Raw genomic sequence first — 20,448 nt, 5'->3', positions numbered from 1 at the left:
TTTTATTAATTAAAAAAATTAGTACTTATGAAAAATTCAATCCTAACATTCTTAGCGCTGCTTTTTTCTTCTTTTGCCATTGGTCAAAAAGTAAGTGAAAAAGACATTCCTAAAATTGTAAAATCGACCTTTTTGATCTCCTATCCCGATCAAACAAATGTAAAATGGGAAAAGGAAAAAGGAAATTATGAAGCCAATTTTACGGTTGGCAAAACAGAACGCTCCGTGCTTTTAGATTCTAATGGAAATATATTAGAAACTGAAGAGGAAATTAGCGTGAAGAAACTTCCGGCCAATGCTCTGGCTTATATCCAAAAAAACTATAAAAGCAAAAAGATCAAAGAAGCTGCAAAAATAACCGATGCACATGGAACGGTTACGTTTGAAGCTCAGGTAACTTCTATTGATCTAATTTTTGACAAACAAGGCACTTATATCAAAAGCATAGCCGACTAAAACTGTAAAAATGAAATTAAAAATATTTTTTGTGCTGTCATTTCTGTTAATGAAAATTTACAATATGACGGCACAAAACAACCCCGCCACAATCTCAGGATTAATAAAAGATAAGACCTCAAAAACTGCACTTCCTTATGTCAATGTAGTTTTAAAAACTCCAACAGAACAAAAAATAATTGCTGGTACGGTCACCAATGAAGAAGGTCGTTTTAGCCTAACATCCGTATCATCTGGAAATTATATTCTTGAAATCTCTTCTACAGGATATAAAACCAAATCACAGAAAATTTTTATTGGAACACTCTCCGATTTTCTAGATCTAAATACTATTGATATTGAAGAAGATATCAATACTTTATCTGAAGTTGTCATCACTTCAAAAACTTCAGAAGCTAGCTCTAAAATGGATAAAAAAGTCTTTTCGGTAGCTGATAATATTACACAAAGCGGAGGATCTGTCCTTCAATCCATGCAAAGTCTTCCTGGTGTTACGCTTCATGATGGAAAAGTCCAACTGCGTGGCAATGATAAAGTTATGGTGCTGATTGATGGAAAACAAACTGCGCTAACCGGCTTTGGAAACCAATCGGGTCTTGATAATATACCAGCTTCAGCCATTGAAAAAATTGAGATTATAAACAATCCTTCTGCAAAATTTGATGCCAACGGAAATGCAGGAATCATCAATATCATTTACAAAAAAAACAAACAAGAAGGCTTTAACGGGAAAATCGGAATAGGTTCTGGATATGGCGCACTTTGGGAACGCAAAGCCAATTTGCCGACAATTCGTCCGCAATATCAAGTGACACCAAAAATAAATCCGTCGCTATCCTTAAATTATCGCAAAAGCAAAATAAACGCCTATCTTCAAGCCGATTATTTATATACGGAAACACTTAACAAAAACGAATTTGTAACGCGAACTTATGACGACGGCACCATCATCAATCAACAAACTGTCAGAAATCGTGATACACATTTTACAACGCTAAAATCTGGAATAGACTGGAATTACAATGAGCAGAACAGTTTTTCATTTTCCGGACTTTTTGGAAGTGAAAAAATCATTGATAATGGCGATGAACCTTTTTTTAATGAAGATTATTCTCAGAGGCTTCGCCTTTGGTCATTTTTAGAAGACGAACTTAAAACGACGGTAATGACAAGTGCTTCGTATGAACATAAATTTAGTCAGCCAGGCCACAAATTAAACGCAGGAATCAACTACACCTATCATAGAGAAGATGAAAAATACTTCTTCACCAATACACTTCCAACTTCTGTTGGACAGGATTCTTTTAAACTTTTATCAGATGAAAAAGTAGTCGATATTAATCTGGATTATATCAGACCTTTAAAATATGGCCGATTTGAAACCGGTTTTAAATTCAGAAACCGAGAGATTCCCACGAATATGCAATTCTTTCCGGGACAGAATTCTCCAATTGATGCTAATGCTGGAGGATGGGCAAATTACAAGGAAATAATTCCGGCACTATATTCCAATTATATTTATGAAACTAGTAAAATTGAAGCAGAAATCGGGATTCGATTGGAATACGTAAAACTTCAATATGATGTGAATCCGGATCATCCAACTTACAAAAGCGACGGCTATCATTATACAGAACCTTTTCCGAATGTACGTTTTGGATATAAAATCGATGATAAAAACAAAATAACGGCTTTTTACAACCGTAGAGTTGACAGACCGGCTGAAGTTGATATTCGTATTTTTCCGAAATACGATGATGCCGAAATTATAAAAGTTGGAAATCCGGGGCTTCGTCCTCAATTTACTAGCGCTTTTGAAATTGGCTATAAAAAAACAATGCCAAAAGGATATTTTACCTCAGCGGTTTATTATAAAATTATAAACGGAACCATCGCGCGTATTGCGACCACGGTTCCAGAAAGCACTTTAATTTATAATGTATTTCAAAACGCTGGCAACAGCAACTCGATTGGAATTGAAGCCGTATATTCTCAAGACGTAAATTCGTGGTATTCTCTTAATTTCAATGGAAATCTGTATCAAAATACCATCGATGCTTTTACGGTTACAAATTTATACCCTGTTCCAAGCGTTTATAACGGCGAGCGCCAGCAGATGGTTTCCGGAAATTTAAAATGGAACAATACGTTTCAGCTAAATAAAACATTAAAAGGACAAGTTTCTGCAATTTATCTTGCGCCTGATGTTATTCCGCAAGGGAAAATTGGTTCGAGATTTTCTGTTGATTTAGGAATTAAAAAAACGGTTCAAAAAGGAAAAGGCGAAGTGTTTTTGAATGCTACAGACATATTCAACACTTTAGTAATTCAGAAAGAAATAACGGGAGAAAATTTTGGCTACAGCAGCAAGGATTATTATGAAACGCAAGTAATACGTTTTGGATACAGTTACAAGTTTTAGATTGTTCGTATTAGATATTCCTGCAATCCCGAAGCTTCGGGATTGCAGGAATCGTTTTAATAAATCTTACTGACTGTTCTTAAGCAAAATTTCGTCGATGATTACGATATATTGATTTTTGCTTACAATCGTATTGGTATCGATGGCTACAGATCCAAATCCGTAAGGCTGGTATTTTTGAATATTAAGGCCGGAAAATAATCCAACGGTAGGAATATGCGATGCATTAGCCAAATGCATGATGCCACTGTCAGCGCCAATAAAAAGCACCGTATTTGCTAAAACAGAAGCGATTTCGCGTACGTCTTTACTATAAAAACTTGTGGCTTTAAATTGAATTTGTGAGACATTTTCAACCGGCAACACTTCAAGAATATTATAATCTCGCTCGTATTTTATCTTTAAAAGCTCATAAAAGTCCTTCCACCAAGATTCAGAAAAACATTTATCACCAGTTGCGAAAGTAAAAATGGCAATCGTGGGTTTTTGATTGTCAAATTTATCTTTTAAGATTTCCTTGCCATGAGCCAACTCTGTCGCATCTAATTTCAGATCCATTTCTGAGATTGGCAAATTACGGGTTTCAACAGAAACACTTTTTAAAAAATTTCTGAAATTATAAACCGGATATTTAGCGATATGCAAGTAATCATTTGCTTTGCTTTCAATCTCATTTAAATCATCTCCATAAAATTTAAAAGCAGCGTGAGATCGTTCAACAGCGAGTCTTCCTGACGAAGAATCTTTATCGACATTTATTGCCAAATCATATTTTTTTCGTTCTATTTTGAGCCACACTTTTAAATAAGCTACTAGATCGCTGAACGGTTTTTTAGGAAGAACAATAATCTCACCAATCTGATTATAGTTTTTCAGAATAATAGGCATTAAACCGCCCTTAACAAAAAGGTCAATTTGAGCCTCGGGAAAAACAGCACTGACCTCTTTAATCAAAGGAGTAATAAGGAGCAGATTTCCTAGCCGTGCATTTGGCCTGCAAATCAAAATTAGCTTAATTTGAGTTGGATCATCCATCATTTTATTTGAAGCTTTTTGAGAAGAACCAATATTTTTGGTTATAAATCGCATCGCTTCTCGTCGAACATTATTGATCTTTTTTGAAATTTTCATTTGAAGTAAATTTTTAAGACTTGAAAAAGTCTTGTGGTATTTAAAAATTGTTTCTTGTAAATTCTATTGGTAATTTCGAAAAATCAAAACTGGACGACCATTCCGGCTCCCATTTGTTGTCCATTATAAAAAGGAACAATCATCGAAGTAACTTTCTTTTCTTTGGAAGGAAAAATAGTGTTTTTCACATACGGAAACAGCCAGTAAGCCGCTTTGGTACTCAAAATACCTATACCCGCTCCAGCAACTACATCGGTAAGCCAGTGTCTGTTGTTGTACATTCTGAACAATCCTGTTCCTGTTGCCACAAGGTAGCCGCTTATCCCATACCAGACCGATTTGTCTTTGTATTCCTGCCAAAGAAATTCGGCACCCGCAAAAGCATTCGCAGTATGCCCCGAAGGGAACGAATTGTTGGATGTTCCATCTGGTCTTTCTACATGAGTAATATTTTTTAATGCAAATACCGTCGTAGTCATCATAAGATAAGAAGTCGCTAGAATGATCGATCTATCCTTTAGATTGTTTTTACCTTCAATACCTACAGCATTCAAGGCATACACAGAAGCAGCAGGAACAAATTGAGAAAAATCATCAATAGTGATTTTATTGTCGATATCCTCTGTTACTTCTTCTCTAATTTGATTATTGAAACTTTTGAGCTGATCGTTTTCAAGTCCGATAAAACCATATCCAATAAGAATTCCAGGTATAATCAATTGTTTATAATTGAATTTTAAATTCTGTACGGTATCTTTAATTACAATAGAATCTGACACAGTATTTTGTGCATTAATAGCTATTGTGCTTACGAGAAATAATAAAAAAGTCTTTAACATTTTAAGGAAATTTAAAAAATGAATATTACGTTGACACTCCCACTAACGTAGTTTTGCTTCATAATAAATAAGTAAGGTGTTTAGGGTTTTTATAGATAAAAGCCAATAAACTTGGCAATACAATGAGCAATAAAGGCATCGCGACAATAAAACCGCCAATAACAGCAATCGCTAAAGGCTGGTGAAGTTCTGATCCCGTTCCTACTCCAATAGCCAAAGGCATCAGCGCAATAATTGCTCCTAAAGCTGTCATTAATTTTGGTCGGAGTCTTGTTGAAATCGAATAAATAAGGGACTGATTAATATCTAAAGTCTGTTTGTACGTTTCTTTAAATTGAAGAAAAGTAAAAATGGCATTTTCGCTGATAATCCCCACAATCATAATAATTCCGGTATAACTTCCCACATTCAGTGGCACATTGGTTAGGAAAAGCAATAAATAACTTCCTGAAATTCCCAATACAGAAATAAGAAGAATAACCAACGCCGCTCTAAAATCTCTGAATAAAAACAGAATTACGCCAAAAACCAAAAGTGATGATGTAACCAATATCAGTAATAATTCACTAAAAGCTTGTTGCTGATCTTTATAAGCCCCACCGTATTCAATATAATAGCCTTGAGGCAAAACAATTTGTTGTTTTATATTTTTCTGAATTTCAGCCATAACCGTTCCTAAGCCTCTGTTGTCTAGTCTTCCTGTTACAACGCTCATCATTTGAAGGTTCTCACGCTGTATCTCGGCACTTCCTTTTTCGGGTGTTATTTTCACTAAATTAGAAAGCGGAATCGCTTGTCCTCCAGGCAGAAAAACCTGCAATTGCTTCATCTGATCCAAACTACGTTTTTCCGAATTTTTATAAATAAGACGAATTGGAGTTGACTGTTCTTGTTCCAGCAAAGTACCAATAATATTTCCTTCCAACTGACTCTGCATTTGAAATTGCAAATCAGCTGGCGTTATGCCATATTGAGATAATAAAGAATAATTAGGTTCAATATTTACACTTGGTCCGGCCAATACTGTACCATCAAAAACATCTGCCGTTCCTTTGGTATTTTCAATAATAGTCGCAACATTTCTGGCTATTTGATGCAGTTTAGTTTGATCGTTTCCATAAATCTTGACTTCAATAGGCGAAACCGAACTCATAAGATCGCCGAGCATATCTCCAATTACCTGCCCAAAATCAATACGAAGTGCCGGCTGACTATTTTCAACTTTCAATCTAATATCATCAATTACATCATTGGTTGTTTTTGATCTGTCTTTTTTTAATTGTATCAGATAATCTCCCGTGTTGGGTTCTGTAATAAAAAAACCCATTTGCGTTCCTGTTCTTCGGCTATAGGCTTCTACATCAGGATTTTTAATGATGATTTTCTCCACTTCGCGAAGCATTCGGTCTGTTTCTTCAAGAGATGTTCCGGGTGGCGATTCATAATCCAAAACAATGCTACCTTCATCCATTTCGGGTAAAAATCCGGTTTCAAGATTCGGAAGAATTAAAAATATAGAAAGCAGTAAAATCAAACAAAAAACGATGCTTAAAACAGGTTTTTCAATAAAATACGAAACCCATTTTTGTTTTTTTACTTCATGATGAGCGTCTTCTTTTTTATTTATAAATGATTTCTTTGGAGACAGCCATAAATAAATTACAGGTAGCAAAAGCCATGTCACCAAAAAAGAACAAATCAATGTAATAATCATTGTATCCGTAAGAACTTTAAAATACGATCCTGCAACGCCGCTCATTAAAACAAACGGAATAAAAATTACAATGGTGCTGATTGATGAACCTGTCATGGCTGGCAATAAATATTTCATCGCTTTTTGAAGCAATGTCACCGCCGGTTCATCTGGATGTTCTTCGTGTGTGCGATGAATCTGTTCTACCACTACAATAGCATCATCTATAATTAACCCTAAGGCAGCAGCAATGGCGCCGATTGTCATAATATTGAAAGTCTGTCCTGTAAAATACAGCACAACAAGCGTCAACGAAAGCGTAACCGGAATCGTAATTAAAATTGTAGCACTGGCTCTCGCCGATTTTAAAAATAATACTGCAATAATGATCGCCAGAAACAAGCCTATAAGCAAACTATCTGTAACACTTTTTACTGCAGCATTTACAAAATTTGCCTGCTCATAGAAAGGTTTGATGGTAATATCTTTTGGCAGAATTGCTTTAAGATCGCTCATCTTTTTGTTCATGGCATCCGACATTTCGATCAAATTGGCATCGGGCTGTTTGATGACTGCAATCAGAATACTTTCTTTGCCATTGGCATTGACTTTAATGTATTCTTTCGCTTCTCTAATTTCAACCAAACAGATATCGCTTAGCCGAACAATTCCTTTGCTATTATTGCGAATAACCAGATTTTCAAGCTCATCTTTTTTATCCAGTTGTGCATCGGTAATTGTTAAATACAAATGATGGTAATCTGCGAGATAACCGTTAGATTTTATAAAATTGGTTTCTGTAAAAACCTGTGTTACCATTGCTGGCGTAATGCCATAAGCACTCATTTTTTGAAAATCAAGCGACAACCAGTATTCTTTTTCTTTTCCACCAACAATTCTGATTTCACTCGTTCCCTGAATTTGCGACAAGAAAGGTTTGATGGTATAATTCGCGATCTTTTTTAAATCGACCGCAGAGCGATCTTTACTGTCAATTGCATATCCGATCACGGGCAAAATAGACGGATTCATTTTTTCAACCGTAACCTGCAAATCCGGCGGAAGATCATTTTTTATCTGATTAATCTGCGCCTCAATTCTGGTTTTGCTCAAATCAATATCGGCATTCCAATCCATAAAAGCCGAAATCTCACAACTTCCTCTGCTTGTTGTACTTCGAACGGTTTGAAGTCCCTGCACTTTTTTTATAGCCGTTTCAAGAGGTTTGGTCACCGTAATCATCATTTTATCTACAGGCTGTTGTCCAGCATCGGCAATAATTTTTATTTTCGGAAATGTAATCTCAGGAAATAATCCCGTCTGCATTTTAGAATACGAAAATATTCCTCCCAATAAAATCAGAAAGATTATAGTGCTAAGTCCATTTTTATGTCGGGCAAAAAAAGGTATCATGAGCTTATTTGTTGATGATTTTTATTTTGATGCTGTCTCCTACTCCGTAATTTCCTGTAAGCAAAATTTGATCACTCGTTTTTAATTTTGGAGAAAGTATCTCTATTTTATCAGCAGATTCGATTCCTTTCTTTATCGGAACTTTTACCGCTAGATTTTTGTCCATTACTTTCATAATCCAAAAATCAGTTTGGGTTTCATCACTAAGAACGGCTTGTTTAGGAAGACTAATTGTTTTATTATCAGCAGTTTTATCAATCCTAACTTTTACAATCAAATTTTCTGGAATATTGACTGCTTTTATGCTTTTTAAAATCACATTTTGAGTTTGCGATGCCGGATCAACAGTTGGCATGTATTTCTCTACTTTTGTTTGAATTACAGTACCATCTGGCAAATAGACATTTAATATTTTATTGAGTGGTACAAATTTTCTGAGTTCGTACGGAAGACTTAAAACAATCGAAAAACTTTTGGCATCATTAATAATTGCCAATACATCACCATCTTGTACATAATCTCCTTTTTGAACATTTACAGCATTTACAAATCCGTCGCAGGTTGCTCTCACTTGAATAGCATTTCCAAAATTCAGACTCGGATCAATTTTATTAATCGTGTTTCCTAAAACTTTTGCTTCGCGTGTTTTTAATGAAAACAATAATTGATGATTCGAAACAAAATCATTTGACGCTACTTTTACAAGTTCCAAATAGCCTGTAGTATTGGCTTTTACGGTGTTTTTTATTAAATAAGTTGTTGTAGCATTCAAATCAACATAGCTTTCAATTGCTGTTGTATCGATGTGGGTTACAGTTACCGGAACGCTTACAACCACGGGTGCTTCTGTTGGAGCTGTTTTGTTGCAGGAAGCTAAAAACAATGCCATTAGAAATAAAATTCCTGCCGCTTTATACTTGTACTTATTCATTAGATTTCCAGTAATTGATTTCATTAATAGTTTGAAGATTATTTACGCTATTTTGTGTGATAGCATCCTGAATCGAAATAAGATTACTCAGCGCAATAATGTATTCAGTAATTTGGGCATCGCCGGTCAACAGCAATTTTTTATTGGCTTCAATGAGTGCTTCTGCTACTAAAAGCTGAGATTGCAGCATTTTACTAGTTTCTGTATTCTGATTAATTTTTTGATGGAGCAAAAGCAATTGCTGTTCGTACTGCCTTTTAAAATTTCGGATGTAGCTTTCATTGGTTGCCAGCGCCATGCTGTTTTTTTGATGTTGAAGATTTCGTTGCTTTCCATCGTAAATTGGAATGCTCAAACCAGCGCCTACACTAAAACCGACATTTTTATACGCCTGAGAAATAAAGCTCGAATTATACCCTGCATCTCCTAATAAAGAAATAGATGGTTTGTAATTGTTGTCAATAAGCTTGTCTGAATTTTTTATTTTTAAACTGTCAATCTCAAATTGCTTTAAAAATAAATTGTTTTGCTGCTCATCCGATTTTATGGTTAGATCCGGATTTTTAAGTTTTACAAAAGTGGTATCTTTTTCTCCTGCCAGATAATTTAAAAGCGCGAGATCATTTTGATATTGCTGTCTCAATCGCAACGCCGTAAGTTCTTGCTGTTTTATTGTGGCATTAAAAATCAGATAATCTGTTTGTCTGTAGATGGAATTTTTGGTCAGTTTTTTTAAAATGGCTTCTTCTTCTTTTAAAAGCGTTGTCACTTTATTATTAAAAGCCATCTGTTTCTCAGTACCATATGCCGTGATATACTGCGAGATAATACTTTTATCCAAATCTTTGACGGCTATTTTTTTATTGACTATGAGAGCATCTTTGATCAATTTAAAAGATTCTGCTTGGGAATTGATTTGCCCTTTGCCTAATATTCGCTGATTAAAACCAACAAGAGCCGAAACCATTTGTCCGTTGCTTAATGCTGTGTCGTAACCATAACCATTAATAACAGGAGCATAATTAGCATTTAAATTTCCTGCAACCTGAGTTTTATAAGACGCCCTGTTCAAGAGACTATCCAAAGTAGAAATCTTAATCTGATTTTGATAATCTACAAGTAACGGAGAATTGTTTCTTCCTTTGTCTATAAAGTAGGACAGCTCTTTTTCCTGAGAAAAAGTCGCAGTACCAATAAAAACAAGTACGAAAAAGAAATACCATTTCATCGTGTGCAATTCAAAGATTATATGAAATTAGTTTAATACTAAAATCTTAAAGGAGTCTGGCGTAATGGAAGCGCGTGGATTTGGATTATCATTTGTTGCAGCTGGAGCTTTTCCAAAACTGGCTGTTGGAAGATATAATGTACCTGTAGCTTTGCTCATCGTAAGAGTTCTAGCACCTTTAGCCGTTTGTACGGTTTGTACAACAGCATATTGATCTTTATCTTTTTGTTTTATAACAGTCAGATTTCCTGATCCGTTCGAACTGAAAACCAGTTTTCTTTTGTCATCAAAAAAAACACCATCAGATCCTTCTCCAATTGGTAATGTTGTTACCACTTTTCCGGTTTCAGCATTAGTAACCACCAAAATTGAATTTCCACAAACACTAAAAAGTCTTTTATTAACCGAATCAAAAGCCAGCCCCGAAGGTTCATCGCCTGGCGAAATATCCCAGGAATGTATTACTTCAAGCTTATCTGTATTGATCACTTTTATTTGATTTTTATCCTCAATATTTACATACACCAATCCTTTAGCATTAGTAGCAGAAAATTCAGGCTTGCCTTCTAGTGGAATTGTTTTGATAACTTTATTAGTAACTGCGTCCAGAACTGTGGCATCGTTAGTCTTGGCATTAAAGACAAATACTTTGTTTGAAAACTTATCATAAAGCACAGCATCAGGCTTTATACCCTGAATAGCCACTTTTTCAATAAGTTCAAATGTGTTTAGATTGATTACCGTTACGGCATTATCAGCTCCATCGGTTATAAATGCTTTATTCAGATCATTGGCTATGGCAATACCATGAACTCCTTTAGTATCAGGTATTGTAGCTATTACTTTTTCTGTTTTTAGATCAATAACATTTACAACATTTCCATGGGAGACAAATAGTCGCTGAGAAGCTTCATCAACAGACAAATAATCCCATCCCATGTTTCCCTCAACTTTAATTTCTTTCGATAATTTTATATTTTGAGCCTTTAGAAATGGAACAAAAACGAAGAACAAAAGCACTGACAAATATTTCATAATAAGAAATTTAAATTCAATACAAATTTGAATTTAAATCCTGAATTAATTCTGAATTAAGTCGTTGCGATTCTTAATATTGAATTAAGTATTGCTATGTTTTGAATTAAATTGTTGGCTGTTGCGGATCATTATTATTGTCTGATTCTCCTTTTTTGAATTCCAGTTTTCCAAATTTATAACTGAATGAAATTCCGAATGATTGAACCGGTATTTCTCTCACATTTACCTGATTAAAACTTGCTCCGTATTTCGTAGATCTTTGGTTCATATATTTATTAAAAGGATTCGCCATTGTCAATCCAAGACTTGCATTTTTATGCAAAAATTGTTTTCTAAGCGCCAGATTATAAAAAAATGACGCTGGTCGATCTCCTTGAATATTCTTTTGAGAAGAACGGTAATTTCCAAAAATCTCTCCCATCATAGTTGGTGCAAATTGATAACTTAAATTCAAATTTGCTCTGTAATTAAAGCCACTCACTGTAGGCAAAGAAGGATTTGTAGTGGTGCGATCACCAAATTCAAGAGTAGTTCTTACATTCAGTTTTTCGGCAAATTTAATAGATCCAAATATGCTTGCGCCAATATCGGTTTGCGTTCCGATATTGTAACGTTGTGTCAGCGTAACATCAGTATATTCTGTTCCGTTGACATCAAGGACTGGATGATAGGTAGAAAAACTCTGAATGTCATCTGTATTTCGGCGATAATAACCTGAGAAATAAATATTGGCATTATTTTCAAAAGTTTTACTGTATCCTAATTCAAAACGATTTCCAATTTCTGGTTTCAAAAATGGATTTCCGGTACTGATATTGTGCGGATCGCTGATATTAAAAAACGGATTCAACTCCTCATAATCTGGCCTTTCGATACGGTAGCTATAAGCGAATTTCACCGATTGATTTTCACCGAATTTATGCTGAACCGTAAAAGAGGGCGCAAAAGTATTGTAATCAGGAATAGAAACTCCAACGAAATCAGCCGTCGTATTGGTACGCTCATATCGAAGTCCTGCCCTTCCCTCTAAAAAGTTTTTGAACAGCGCAAAAGATGTAGATGCATAAACCGCATAAATATTTCGTTTGTATTGAAAACTGTAAGTTTGTCCTTGATTATTTATATACGAACCATCTAATGCCAAAGTATCTGTGACAACATTACTGTTTATACTTTCCAAAGATACTTTTGACCCCATTTCAAGAACAAATCCTTTAGAAAGTGGTCGTACAAAATCCAAAGAAAAATCGGTTTGATGATCATTTCCAGGATTATAACTTCTAAGTCCTGAAACCGGAAATACATCATCACGATAAGCAGTTTGTTGTGATGCATCATTTGTGCTTTTGCCATGACTTGAGGTTACCAGAAAATTCAATTCCTGATCTTCTCTTTCAAAAGTCTTTTTATAGCCTAAACTCCAGTCGGTTGCGTTATTTTTAAAATTGCTCAATGAATTTCTTTCACTAATCACTTCAGACAAAACAGTTCCGTCAGATAACGAAGAAGTCTGATTTTGCAACGTCATTCCAGATGAGTTGTTCTCAAAATGATTATAACCCAAAGTCGCTGTCAATTCATCTTTTGGTGTGATGCTCCAGTTTGCATTTATGCCTGTTTGATAACCGCTTCTGGTAAAAGGGCTTGTACCATTTTGATACAATCTGTTTATGCTGTCTCTGGTTTGATTGTACGATATACGATCGCTTGAGCTTTTGGTTTCGGTATTCAATTGTTTGTTGCCGCTGAAATAAACGCCAACGCCAAAATTTCCTTTTCGTGCATTCAAGTTAAAAGAACCATTCTCTAATCTCGTTCCTGCTGATAAGTTTATACTGCTGTTGATTCCCTGGACTTTGCTTTCTTTTAAAACAATATTAATAATTCCACCCGTTCCGGCAGCATCATATTTAGCGCCCGGACTTGTAATAACCTCGATGCTTTTGATTTGGCTTGCCGGAATCGACTGCAACGCATCTGTAATACTGGCTCCAAATATGCTTGACGGTTTTCCATTTATTAAAAATCGGATGTTTGGATTTCCTTGCAATTCTACATTTCCATCAATATCAACACTTACCATCGGAACATTTTTCAGAATATCTGTCGCAACACCGCCCTGACTTGTAAGATCATTAGCCGTGTTATAAACCATTTTGTCAATTTTATTTTGAACAGTTTGTGTTTTTGAAACAATTTTTACTTCATCTAATTGATTTGACGAAGGAGCTAATTGAATATTTCCAAGATTTACTGCACCCGAATTCAACTTAACCGAATTGTACGAAGCCGTTTTATAACTTATAAAATCAACCGTAATTTTATATTCTCCAGCAGGAAGGTTTTCTATAGAAAACGCTCCATTCTGATCTGTCGTTTGTCCATTTAATACTTTAGTTTCGCCTGAACGATAAACACTTACTATCGCCATTTCGATAGGAATTTTGGTTTCAGCGTCAATCACTTTTCCTGTAATTTTGCCTTTTGAATTTGGCGATTGTGCAGCAACTGCAATCGAGAACATAAAAATCAAGCTTAGTATTATATAGCGCATATCAAAAATTTATGGCGCTAAAATAATACCCAAATTCTGAATTTATTCTGAATCCCAAAAAAATACAACACTTTATTGTTTTACGAAGCCAAATTCTAAATTAAAACTAAATCGTAAATTTACTTTGCTTTTAATCAACTTAAAAATTAAGAATTATGTGGTGGATTTTTGCATTGCTTTCTGCATTCTTTGCTGCTCTGACGGCAATTTTTGCTAAAATGGGAATTAAAGGAGTTGACACTGATTTGGCAACTGCTATTAGAACTGTTATTATACTAATTTTGGCTTGGGGAATTGCTTTTTTTAGAGGAGGAACCAGTACAATTAATCTATTGACGAAGCAAAACCTGATTTTTCTATGCCTCTCCGGAATCGCTACAGGTCTTTCGTGGATATTCTATTTTAAAGCTTTGCAAATGGGAAAAGTTTCGCAAGTAGCACCAATTGACAAATTAAGCGTTGCCATTGCGATTGTGCTTTCTGTCTTATTTTTAAACGAGAAAATCAGTCCTCTTGGCATTATTGGAGTTGTCATGATTGTTGGAGGCACTATACTTACTATATATAGTTAATAAAAAAAGCAAAGTCAGAGACATTTCTGCAACTTACTGACGAAAATTGCTTGCAAAGTCGCAAAGCCGCAAAGTTTTTCTTTTTTTAAAAACTTTTTAAATAAACCTTTGCGACTTCGCGACTTTACGAGATTAAAAACGCAATACACTTCAACTTCCCCAATTTTTTCAATTGATCCTGCAACCGCTGCGCAAATGTCTCCGACTTTGCGCCACTATTAACTTATTAACTAATTATCAATTATTTAGAACCTTAAAACTAGGAATTCTGTAAAGCAGAATGATAATCGTATAACTGGTTTGCACTTGTTAGGAGTAAATTTATATGCCTGAAAAAAGTACTCAAAACACTGATTGTTAAGGCTTATTTTATTCACTAACACTATGCAGCATGAAAAATTCACAGGATATGAAGCAGCGTGATTTGCTTCGCAACAAATCAGACAATACAAATAAATTCCTCACCACTGATCATGGTGTAAGGATAAATGATGATAACAATTCCTTAAAAGCCGGAGACCGCGGACCGTCTTTGCTGGAAGATTTTATACTAAGAGAAAAAATCACTCATTTTGACCATGAAAGAATACCTGAAAGAATTGTGCATGCGCGCGGTTCAGGAGCACATGGTTTTTTTGAAGTCACCAATCCTATACCAACATTGACCAAAGCGGGTTTCTTGCAGGAAAAAGGTCTTAAGACTCCTGTTTTTGTCAGATTCTCTACCGTGGCAGGATCACGCGGTTCGACCGATCTTGCTCGTGATGTAAGAGGTTTTGCTGTCAAGTTTTATACGCAGCAAGGAGTTTATGATTTGGTAGGAAATAATGTGCCTGTCTTTTTCATTCAGGATGCTTCTAAATTTCCAGATTTGATTCATGCCGTAAAACCTGAGCCACATAATGAGATGCCACAGGCAGCTTCTGCACATGATACCTTTTGGGATTTTATTTCATTAATGCCTGAATCCATGCACATGATAATGTGGGCGATGTCTGATCGTGCGCTGCCAAGAAGCTACCGCATGATGGAAGGTTTTGGAGTTCATACTTTCAGATTGATTAATGAAGAAGGAGAATCTAATTTTATTAAATTCCATTGGAAACCAAAACTAGGAACCCACGCTGTGGCATGGGATGAAGCACAGAAAATCTCGGGAAAAAACGCAGATTTCCACAGACAGGATCTTTGGGAAGCAATAGAAGCAGGCAATTTTCCAGAATGGGAACTTGGAATACAGATCATTCCGCAGAAAGACGAAAACAAATACGAATTTGACATCTTAGATCCCACAAAATTAGTTCCTGAGGAATTAGTTCCTGTTACAATAATTGGAAGAATGGTGCTGAACAGAAATCCCGACAATTTTTTTGCAGAAACGGAACAAATCGCCTTTCATCCCGGACACGTGGTACCTGGAATTGACTTCACGAACGATCCTTTATTACAAGGAAGATTATTTTCTTATACAGACACGCAGCTCTCAAGACTCGGAAGCCCAAACTTTCACGAAATTCCAATCAACCGCAGTGTAGCTCCTGTACATAACAATCAGCGTGATGGACATATGCGCCAAGAAATCAATACTGGACGAGTTAGTTATCATCCCAACTCTCTAGGTGGCGGTTGCCCTTATCAAGCAAAAATTGCTGAAGGTGGTTTTTCAAGCTTCGATGAACGTGTTGATGCGCACAAGATCAGAGAAAGAAGCGAAAGTTTTAGCGATCATTTTGGGCAAGCAAAATTATTCTTCAATAGCCAGACGCCAGCAGAAAAAAGCCACATTGTAAAAGCGTTGCGTTTTGAACTTGGAAAAGTCGAAACAACCGCAATAAGACTCAGAATGCTTGGCCTTTTGTCGCAAGTTGATAAACAGCTTGCCGAGAAAGTAGCTGTGGGATTGGGCGCTACAGTTCCTACTATTTTAGAAACTCCATTGAATCAAGGCGTTGCACCCGAAGATGAAAACGGAAAACAAGAACCCAAAACTGTCGAGCAGTCGGTGAAAATATCTGATGCACTCAGCATGCTTAAAAACCCAACCAACTCTCCTACTATTGCATCACGAAAAGTTGCTATTATATGTGCTGATGGTGTTTCTGATGCTGGAGTTTCAAATATGAAGAAAGCATTGTTGAAAGAAGATGCAAAAGGCTACATCATAGCACCACAACTTGGCGCCGTAATTTTAGATAACGATGGTGAAATTCATGCCGATTTCAGTTTTCTTACTGCGTCATCAGTACTTTTTGACGCCGTTTATATTCCGGATGGATTGGGATTGAGCGTACTTGCTGACAGCGACGAAGTAAACGAATTTTTAAATGACGCTTACAAACATTGCAAAGTAATTGGTGCCGACGGCAAAGCTGAAGCAATAATAAATGCTGCCGCTTTTGCTTCAAAAATTACAAATGAAGATAAAGGTATCATCATAAATAAAGATACAGGAACAGAAAAATTCGCCAATGACTTCACTACAGCAATGAAGAAACACCGATTTTGGGAACGTGAAAAAAACCTCTACAATTAAACTATAAAAGTTAAAATCATGAAAAATACAGATAAACCAAGTAATACAAAAACAGCCGACAAAAACAATAATAAGGCAATCGTAGAACCTGTTAATGGCGCGGCATCAGAACTGAGAGAACTCTTTATTGACAGCTTGAAAGATATTTACTGGGCGGAAAAGGCACTAGTAAATGCGCTGCCAAAAATGCAGGCTAATGCAACCGATGCGAGTCTGATTTCGGCTATAAAAGAGCATCATGCTGTAACACAAAATCAGGTATCAAGACTCGAAAAAGTCTTCAAACTATTGGGCGAAAAAGCAGAAGGAAAAAAATGCGAAGCAATGGCCGGTCTGCTCAAAGAGGGAGACAGTATATTGGAAGAAACACAACCAGGAGCAGTGCGCGACGCGGGCATTATAGCAGCCTCTCAAAAAATTGAACATTATGAAATTGCGACATATGGCACCTTGGCTGCTTTTGCCAAAACACTCGGAGAAAATGATGCAGCCAAGTTATTGACCCAGACACTTGCCGAGGAAAAAGAGGCAGACTGTCTTTTAAATGATGTTGCGCTTAATGCAATCAATATTGTTGCTGCAGAATAATTTGAATCGAAAATCAAATTTTAAACGTGAAATCTTTATATCAGTTAAGCCCTATTTTTGATTGTTATTCGATTTTAGTGGTGGCAGAAATCTTTACTAAAGCAGTCATTTAACTTAGAAATATCATGGGAAAAATATTTTTTAAAGATTGGATAAGCATTGAACATGTTGCTCTGGCAACAATAATAGCATTTATCACATTGTTTTTTTTCGTCAGGATTTCAGGAAAGCGTACGTTGTCAAAACTTAATGCGTTTGATTTTGTGGTAACCGTAGCTTTGGGATCAACTTTATCCTATATGATGCTGGCAATAGTTCCCCTTCTGGAAGGTGCAATTGTGTTGTTTTTGATTATCATTATGCAATATGTTTTTGCTTGGACTGCCCGTTCTTCAAAAAAAATGGAAAGGCTTGTAAATGCAGTGCCAAGCCTGATATTTTACGATGGCAAATTTATTGAGAAAACTATGGCAAGAGAAGCTATAACCAAAGCTGAAATATTTTCAACAATAAGAAATTCTGGAATCGACCAAATTGAAGAAGTCAAAGCCGTAGTTATGGAACTCAATGGCCAAATCAGTATAGTGAGGAAATCAACCGGCAACGGAAATAGTTCCTTAGATGACATTCCTAGTTTAGTAAATTCCTAATCTGTTGAAGAATCAAAAAACTGATACTTTTTTAAGGAAGATGAAAATTTAACAATCTTCTTCGGATATTATACAAAAATTATTGTAGTAAAAAGTGTAACTTTAAATAATATAAACAGTTGGTCGTTAAACTATTACTTAAAAATTACGCTATATGGAATTCGAAAATTATTACTATATGTATGAAAAGGCTTCAGATGATATGAATTACTATCAGGAAGATCTTTTGTTGGATCATGACCGTTATCTTGATGTCGATTTTGAAGCAAGACTGGCTGCAACCAACCATTATAATCTAGAACTCGGAGAATTGGAAGAAGATCTCGAAGATGATTTCTTAACAGAATATGATGAAAATGACTGGGAAGAAGAAGATTCTAAAACAATACAAGGAGAATACGACAGTAATGAAGGTATATCGTTTTTTTGATGTAATTAAACCCAAGAATCTTAATTAAATCAGGGAAAACTTAGGCTATCACATAAATTTATCTAAAACAGAAAAAATCCAAATCCCAATATTCAAATTGGGATTTGGATTTTTTTTGGATTTTCTTCAAAATTTGAATTTTAAATTTTGTACCGAAACTTTTTAAACCGCTGCGCAAATGAACACTCCTAAGAGTGAGTAAGAAAAACGATTTTTAATAAAAAAAATGTAAAAATCAACGAAATATCGTTACAGCAAAAAATAATTGTAAATTTAAAATACTGATAACCAATAATTTACCATTAAAGTACACTATTTGATATATTTTTGGTATTCGGCTATAAATTAAAAGATGGACTAAAATAAAATCATATTTAAAAAAGAAATCGAGAGCCTGTTTCTTTCTTAATCTAGGTTAACTGATACCTTTTGTAATCCTTTCTAAGTTTGTAAAAGAAATGCAACAATATCTATTAAAATAATTTTCAATAGAAATATTGCAAAAAAAATAACAACAATTCATACTATTTAATAATCAAAAAACCTTTAAAAAATGAGCACATTTACAGTAAAAGACGGAGCAGAAATTTATTACAAAGATTGGGGAACAGGACAACCAATTGTTTTTCATCACGGATGGCCTTTATCAAGTGATGATTGGGACGCACAAATGATGTTTTTTCTTCAAAAAGGCTATCGCGTTATTGCACACGATCGTCGCGGACATGGCCGTTCAAGTCAGACTTCTGAAGGGAACAACATGGAAACTTATGCTTCAGATATTGCACAATTAGTTGAGGCTTTAGACTTAAAAGACGCAATTCATGTTGGCCACTCAACAGGAGGCGGTGAAGTAATTCGTTATGCCGCAAAATACGGAAAAGGACGTATTTCAAAAGCAGTAATCATTAGCGCTGTAACGCCAATTATGATTCAAAGCGAGTCAAATCCAGAGGGCGTGCCTTTGTCTGTTTTTGACGAAATCAGAAAAGGAACTGCCTTTACTCGATCACAATATTTTTATGATTTTCCAATTCCTTTTTATGGATGGAATCGTGAAGGCAAAACTGTTCAAGAAGGAATTAAGCAAAATTGGTGGCGACAAGGAATGATGGGATCTGTTTTAGCACATCATGACGGAATCAAAGCGTTCTCTGAATCCGATTTTAGAGAAGATCTTAAAAGTTTGGACATTCCGGTTCTTGTATTGCATGGCGAAGATGACCAGATCGTTCCGTATCATCAAGCACCAAAATCAGCAGCATTGCTTAAAAACGGAAAACTGATTTCATATCCAGGATTTCCTCACGGAATGCCAACTACAGAAGCAGAAACCATCAACAATGATATTCTGGCTTTTATAAAATAACTCATAAACTACAACTGCCTGCAAAAATTCTTTGCAGGCAGTTTAAACCACTATAACAGCTAGCAAAAACAAACTTTTTGAATTGCAGTTTGCCAATAATAAAGTATCTTTAAAGAAAGATATTTTTTTTTCCCTTTTAGAAAAAAGGGAGAAAAAGCATTAAACAAGAATACTACTAAACAATATGGAAATAATAAAATTAGAATTAGACGAAAAAAAACACGGCGCATTTAATCTTTATGTCGATGATAAAAAATTAGGAGAAATGACAGTAAGCATCCAACCCGATTTGCTAACGGTTTACCACACAGGAGTTGAACCAGAAGGTGAAGGAAAAGGCTATGCAAAGAAACTTTTGGAAGAAATGGTATCTTATGTTCGCGCCAATAATTTGAAAGTTCTACCGCTTTGTCCGTATGTTCACGCACAATTCAAAAGACATCCAGATGAATATGAAGATATTTGGAAGAAGTAATCAAGTCTGATAAAGTATATTCCCAAAGTTTGTCATTTCGACGGAGGAGACTCGAGCGATAGCGAACAGGCGAAGTAAATCTTCAAGAGTAACTCCGTAACGATAAAACAATCTTTGTCGAGCTCC

Annotated in this window: 16 protein-coding genes; 9 read left to right on the top strand and 7 right to left on the bottom strand. The window is 35.5% G+C overall.

Going from position 1 to position 20,448, the window contains the following annotated elements:
• The first annotated feature begins 27 nt into the window (after window positions 1-27).
• Together FND99_RS17165 and FND99_RS17160 are read left to right on the top strand one after the other, a co-directional pair.
• A complete protein-coding gene (locus FND99_RS17165) occupies window positions 28-456 on the top strand; it encodes a PepSY-like domain-containing protein (RefSeq protein ID WP_144339166.1) in 429 nt (142 codons plus the stop codon).
• A 10-nt stretch (window positions 457-466) separates the two neighbouring features.
• Complete coding sequence (locus tag FND99_RS17160) at window positions 467-2,878, top strand: TonB-dependent receptor domain-containing protein (protein WP_144339165.1); 2,412 nt, start codon at window positions 467-469, stop codon at window positions 2,876-2,878.
• 66 nt (window positions 2,879-2,944) lie between these two features.
• Here FND99_RS17160 and FND99_RS17155 read toward each other — a convergent pair whose 3' ends face one another.
• The 7 genes from FND99_RS17155 to FND99_RS17125 form a co-directional block, all read right to left on the bottom strand.
• Complete coding sequence (locus FND99_RS17155) at window positions 2,945-4,009, bottom strand: glycosyltransferase family 9 protein (RefSeq protein WP_144339164.1); 1,065 nt, start codon at window positions 4,007-4,009, stop codon at window positions 2,945-2,947.
• An 83-nt stretch (window positions 4,010-4,092) separates the two neighbouring features.
• A complete protein-coding gene (locus tag FND99_RS17150; protein WP_144339163.1) occupies window positions 4,093-4,848 on the bottom strand; it encodes a phosphatase PAP2 family protein in 756 nt (251 codons plus the stop codon).
• Between the two features lie 58 nt (window positions 4,849-4,906).
• Window positions 4,907-7,954, bottom strand: coding sequence for an efflux RND transporter permease subunit (locus FND99_RS17145; RefSeq protein ID WP_144339162.1), 3,048 nt, complete (start codon window positions 7,952-7,954; stop codon window positions 4,907-4,909).
• Between the two features lie 4 nt (window positions 7,955-7,958).
• Window positions 7,959-8,909, bottom strand: coding sequence for an efflux RND transporter periplasmic adaptor subunit (locus FND99_RS17140; RefSeq protein WP_144339161.1), 951 nt, complete (start codon window positions 8,907-8,909; stop codon window positions 7,959-7,961).
• A complete protein-coding gene (locus FND99_RS17135) occupies window positions 8,878-10,113 on the bottom strand; it encodes a TolC family protein (RefSeq protein ID WP_144339160.1) in 1,236 nt (411 codons plus the stop codon). Before FND99_RS17135 ends, FND99_RS17140 begins: the two co-directional genes overlap by 32 nt.
• A gap of 27 nt (window positions 10,114-10,140) precedes the next feature.
• Window positions 10,141-11,148, bottom strand: a complete 1,008-nt coding sequence (locus FND99_RS17130; protein ID WP_144339159.1) for a YncE family protein — start codon at window positions 11,146-11,148, stop codon at window positions 10,141-10,143.
• Window positions 11,149-11,254: 106 nt separating this feature from the next.
• The gene (locus tag FND99_RS17125; protein WP_144339158.1) at window positions 11,255-13,705 is read right to left on the bottom strand and encodes an outer membrane beta-barrel family protein; all 2,451 of its coding nucleotides are present in this window, start codon (window positions 13,703-13,705) and stop codon (window positions 11,255-11,257) included.
• A 155-nt stretch (window positions 13,706-13,860) separates the two neighbouring features.
• On the opposite strand from FND99_RS17125, the gene FND99_RS17120 reads away from it, so the two are divergent.
• The 7 genes from FND99_RS17120 to FND99_RS17090 all read left to right on the top strand — a co-directional run bounded on the left by FND99_RS17120 (window position 13,861) and on the right by FND99_RS17090 (window position 20,322).
• The gene (locus FND99_RS17120) at window positions 13,861-14,277 is read left to right on the top strand and encodes an EamA family transporter (protein ID WP_144339157.1); all 417 of its coding nucleotides are present in this window, start codon (window positions 13,861-13,863) and stop codon (window positions 14,275-14,277) included.
• A gap of 391 nt (window positions 14,278-14,668) precedes the next feature.
• A complete protein-coding gene (locus FND99_RS17115; protein ID WP_144339156.1) occupies window positions 14,669-16,810 on the top strand; it encodes a catalase in 2,142 nt (713 codons plus the stop codon).
• 18 nt (window positions 16,811-16,828) lie between these two features.
• Window positions 16,829-17,398: a YciE/YciF ferroxidase family protein gene (locus tag FND99_RS17110; RefSeq protein ID WP_144339155.1), complete on the top strand. Its 570-nt coding sequence runs from the start codon at window positions 16,829-16,831 to the stop codon at window positions 17,396-17,398.
• Between the two features lie 125 nt (window positions 17,399-17,523).
• Window positions 17,524-18,048 carry a DUF421 domain-containing protein gene (locus FND99_RS17105; protein WP_144339154.1) on the top strand — a complete coding sequence of 175 codons (525 nt, stop codon included), beginning with the start codon at window positions 17,524-17,526 and terminating at the stop codon, window positions 18,046-18,048.
• 154 nt (window positions 18,049-18,202) lie between these two features.
• Window positions 18,203-18,478 (top strand): hypothetical protein, encoded by a 276-nt coding sequence (locus FND99_RS17100; protein WP_144339153.1) that lies wholly within the window; start codon window positions 18,203-18,205, stop codon window positions 18,476-18,478.
• 553 nt (window positions 18,479-19,031) lie between these two features.
• Window positions 19,032-19,847, top strand: coding sequence for an alpha/beta fold hydrolase (locus tag FND99_RS17095; protein ID WP_144339152.1), 816 nt, complete (start codon window positions 19,032-19,034; stop codon window positions 19,845-19,847).
• A 184-nt stretch (window positions 19,848-20,031) separates the two neighbouring features.
• Window positions 20,032-20,322, top strand: coding sequence for a GNAT family N-acetyltransferase (locus FND99_RS17090; RefSeq protein WP_144339151.1), 291 nt, complete (start codon window positions 20,032-20,034; stop codon window positions 20,320-20,322).
• Window positions 20,323-20,448 lie beyond the last annotated feature (126 nt).

The organism is Flavobacterium daemonense (genome assembly GCF_007341385.1).
Taxonomy (GTDB): Bacteria; Bacteroidota; Bacteroidia; order Flavobacteriales; family Flavobacteriaceae; genus Flavobacterium; species Flavobacterium daemonense.
This window is presented reverse-complemented; position numbering and strand designations above follow the sequence as displayed.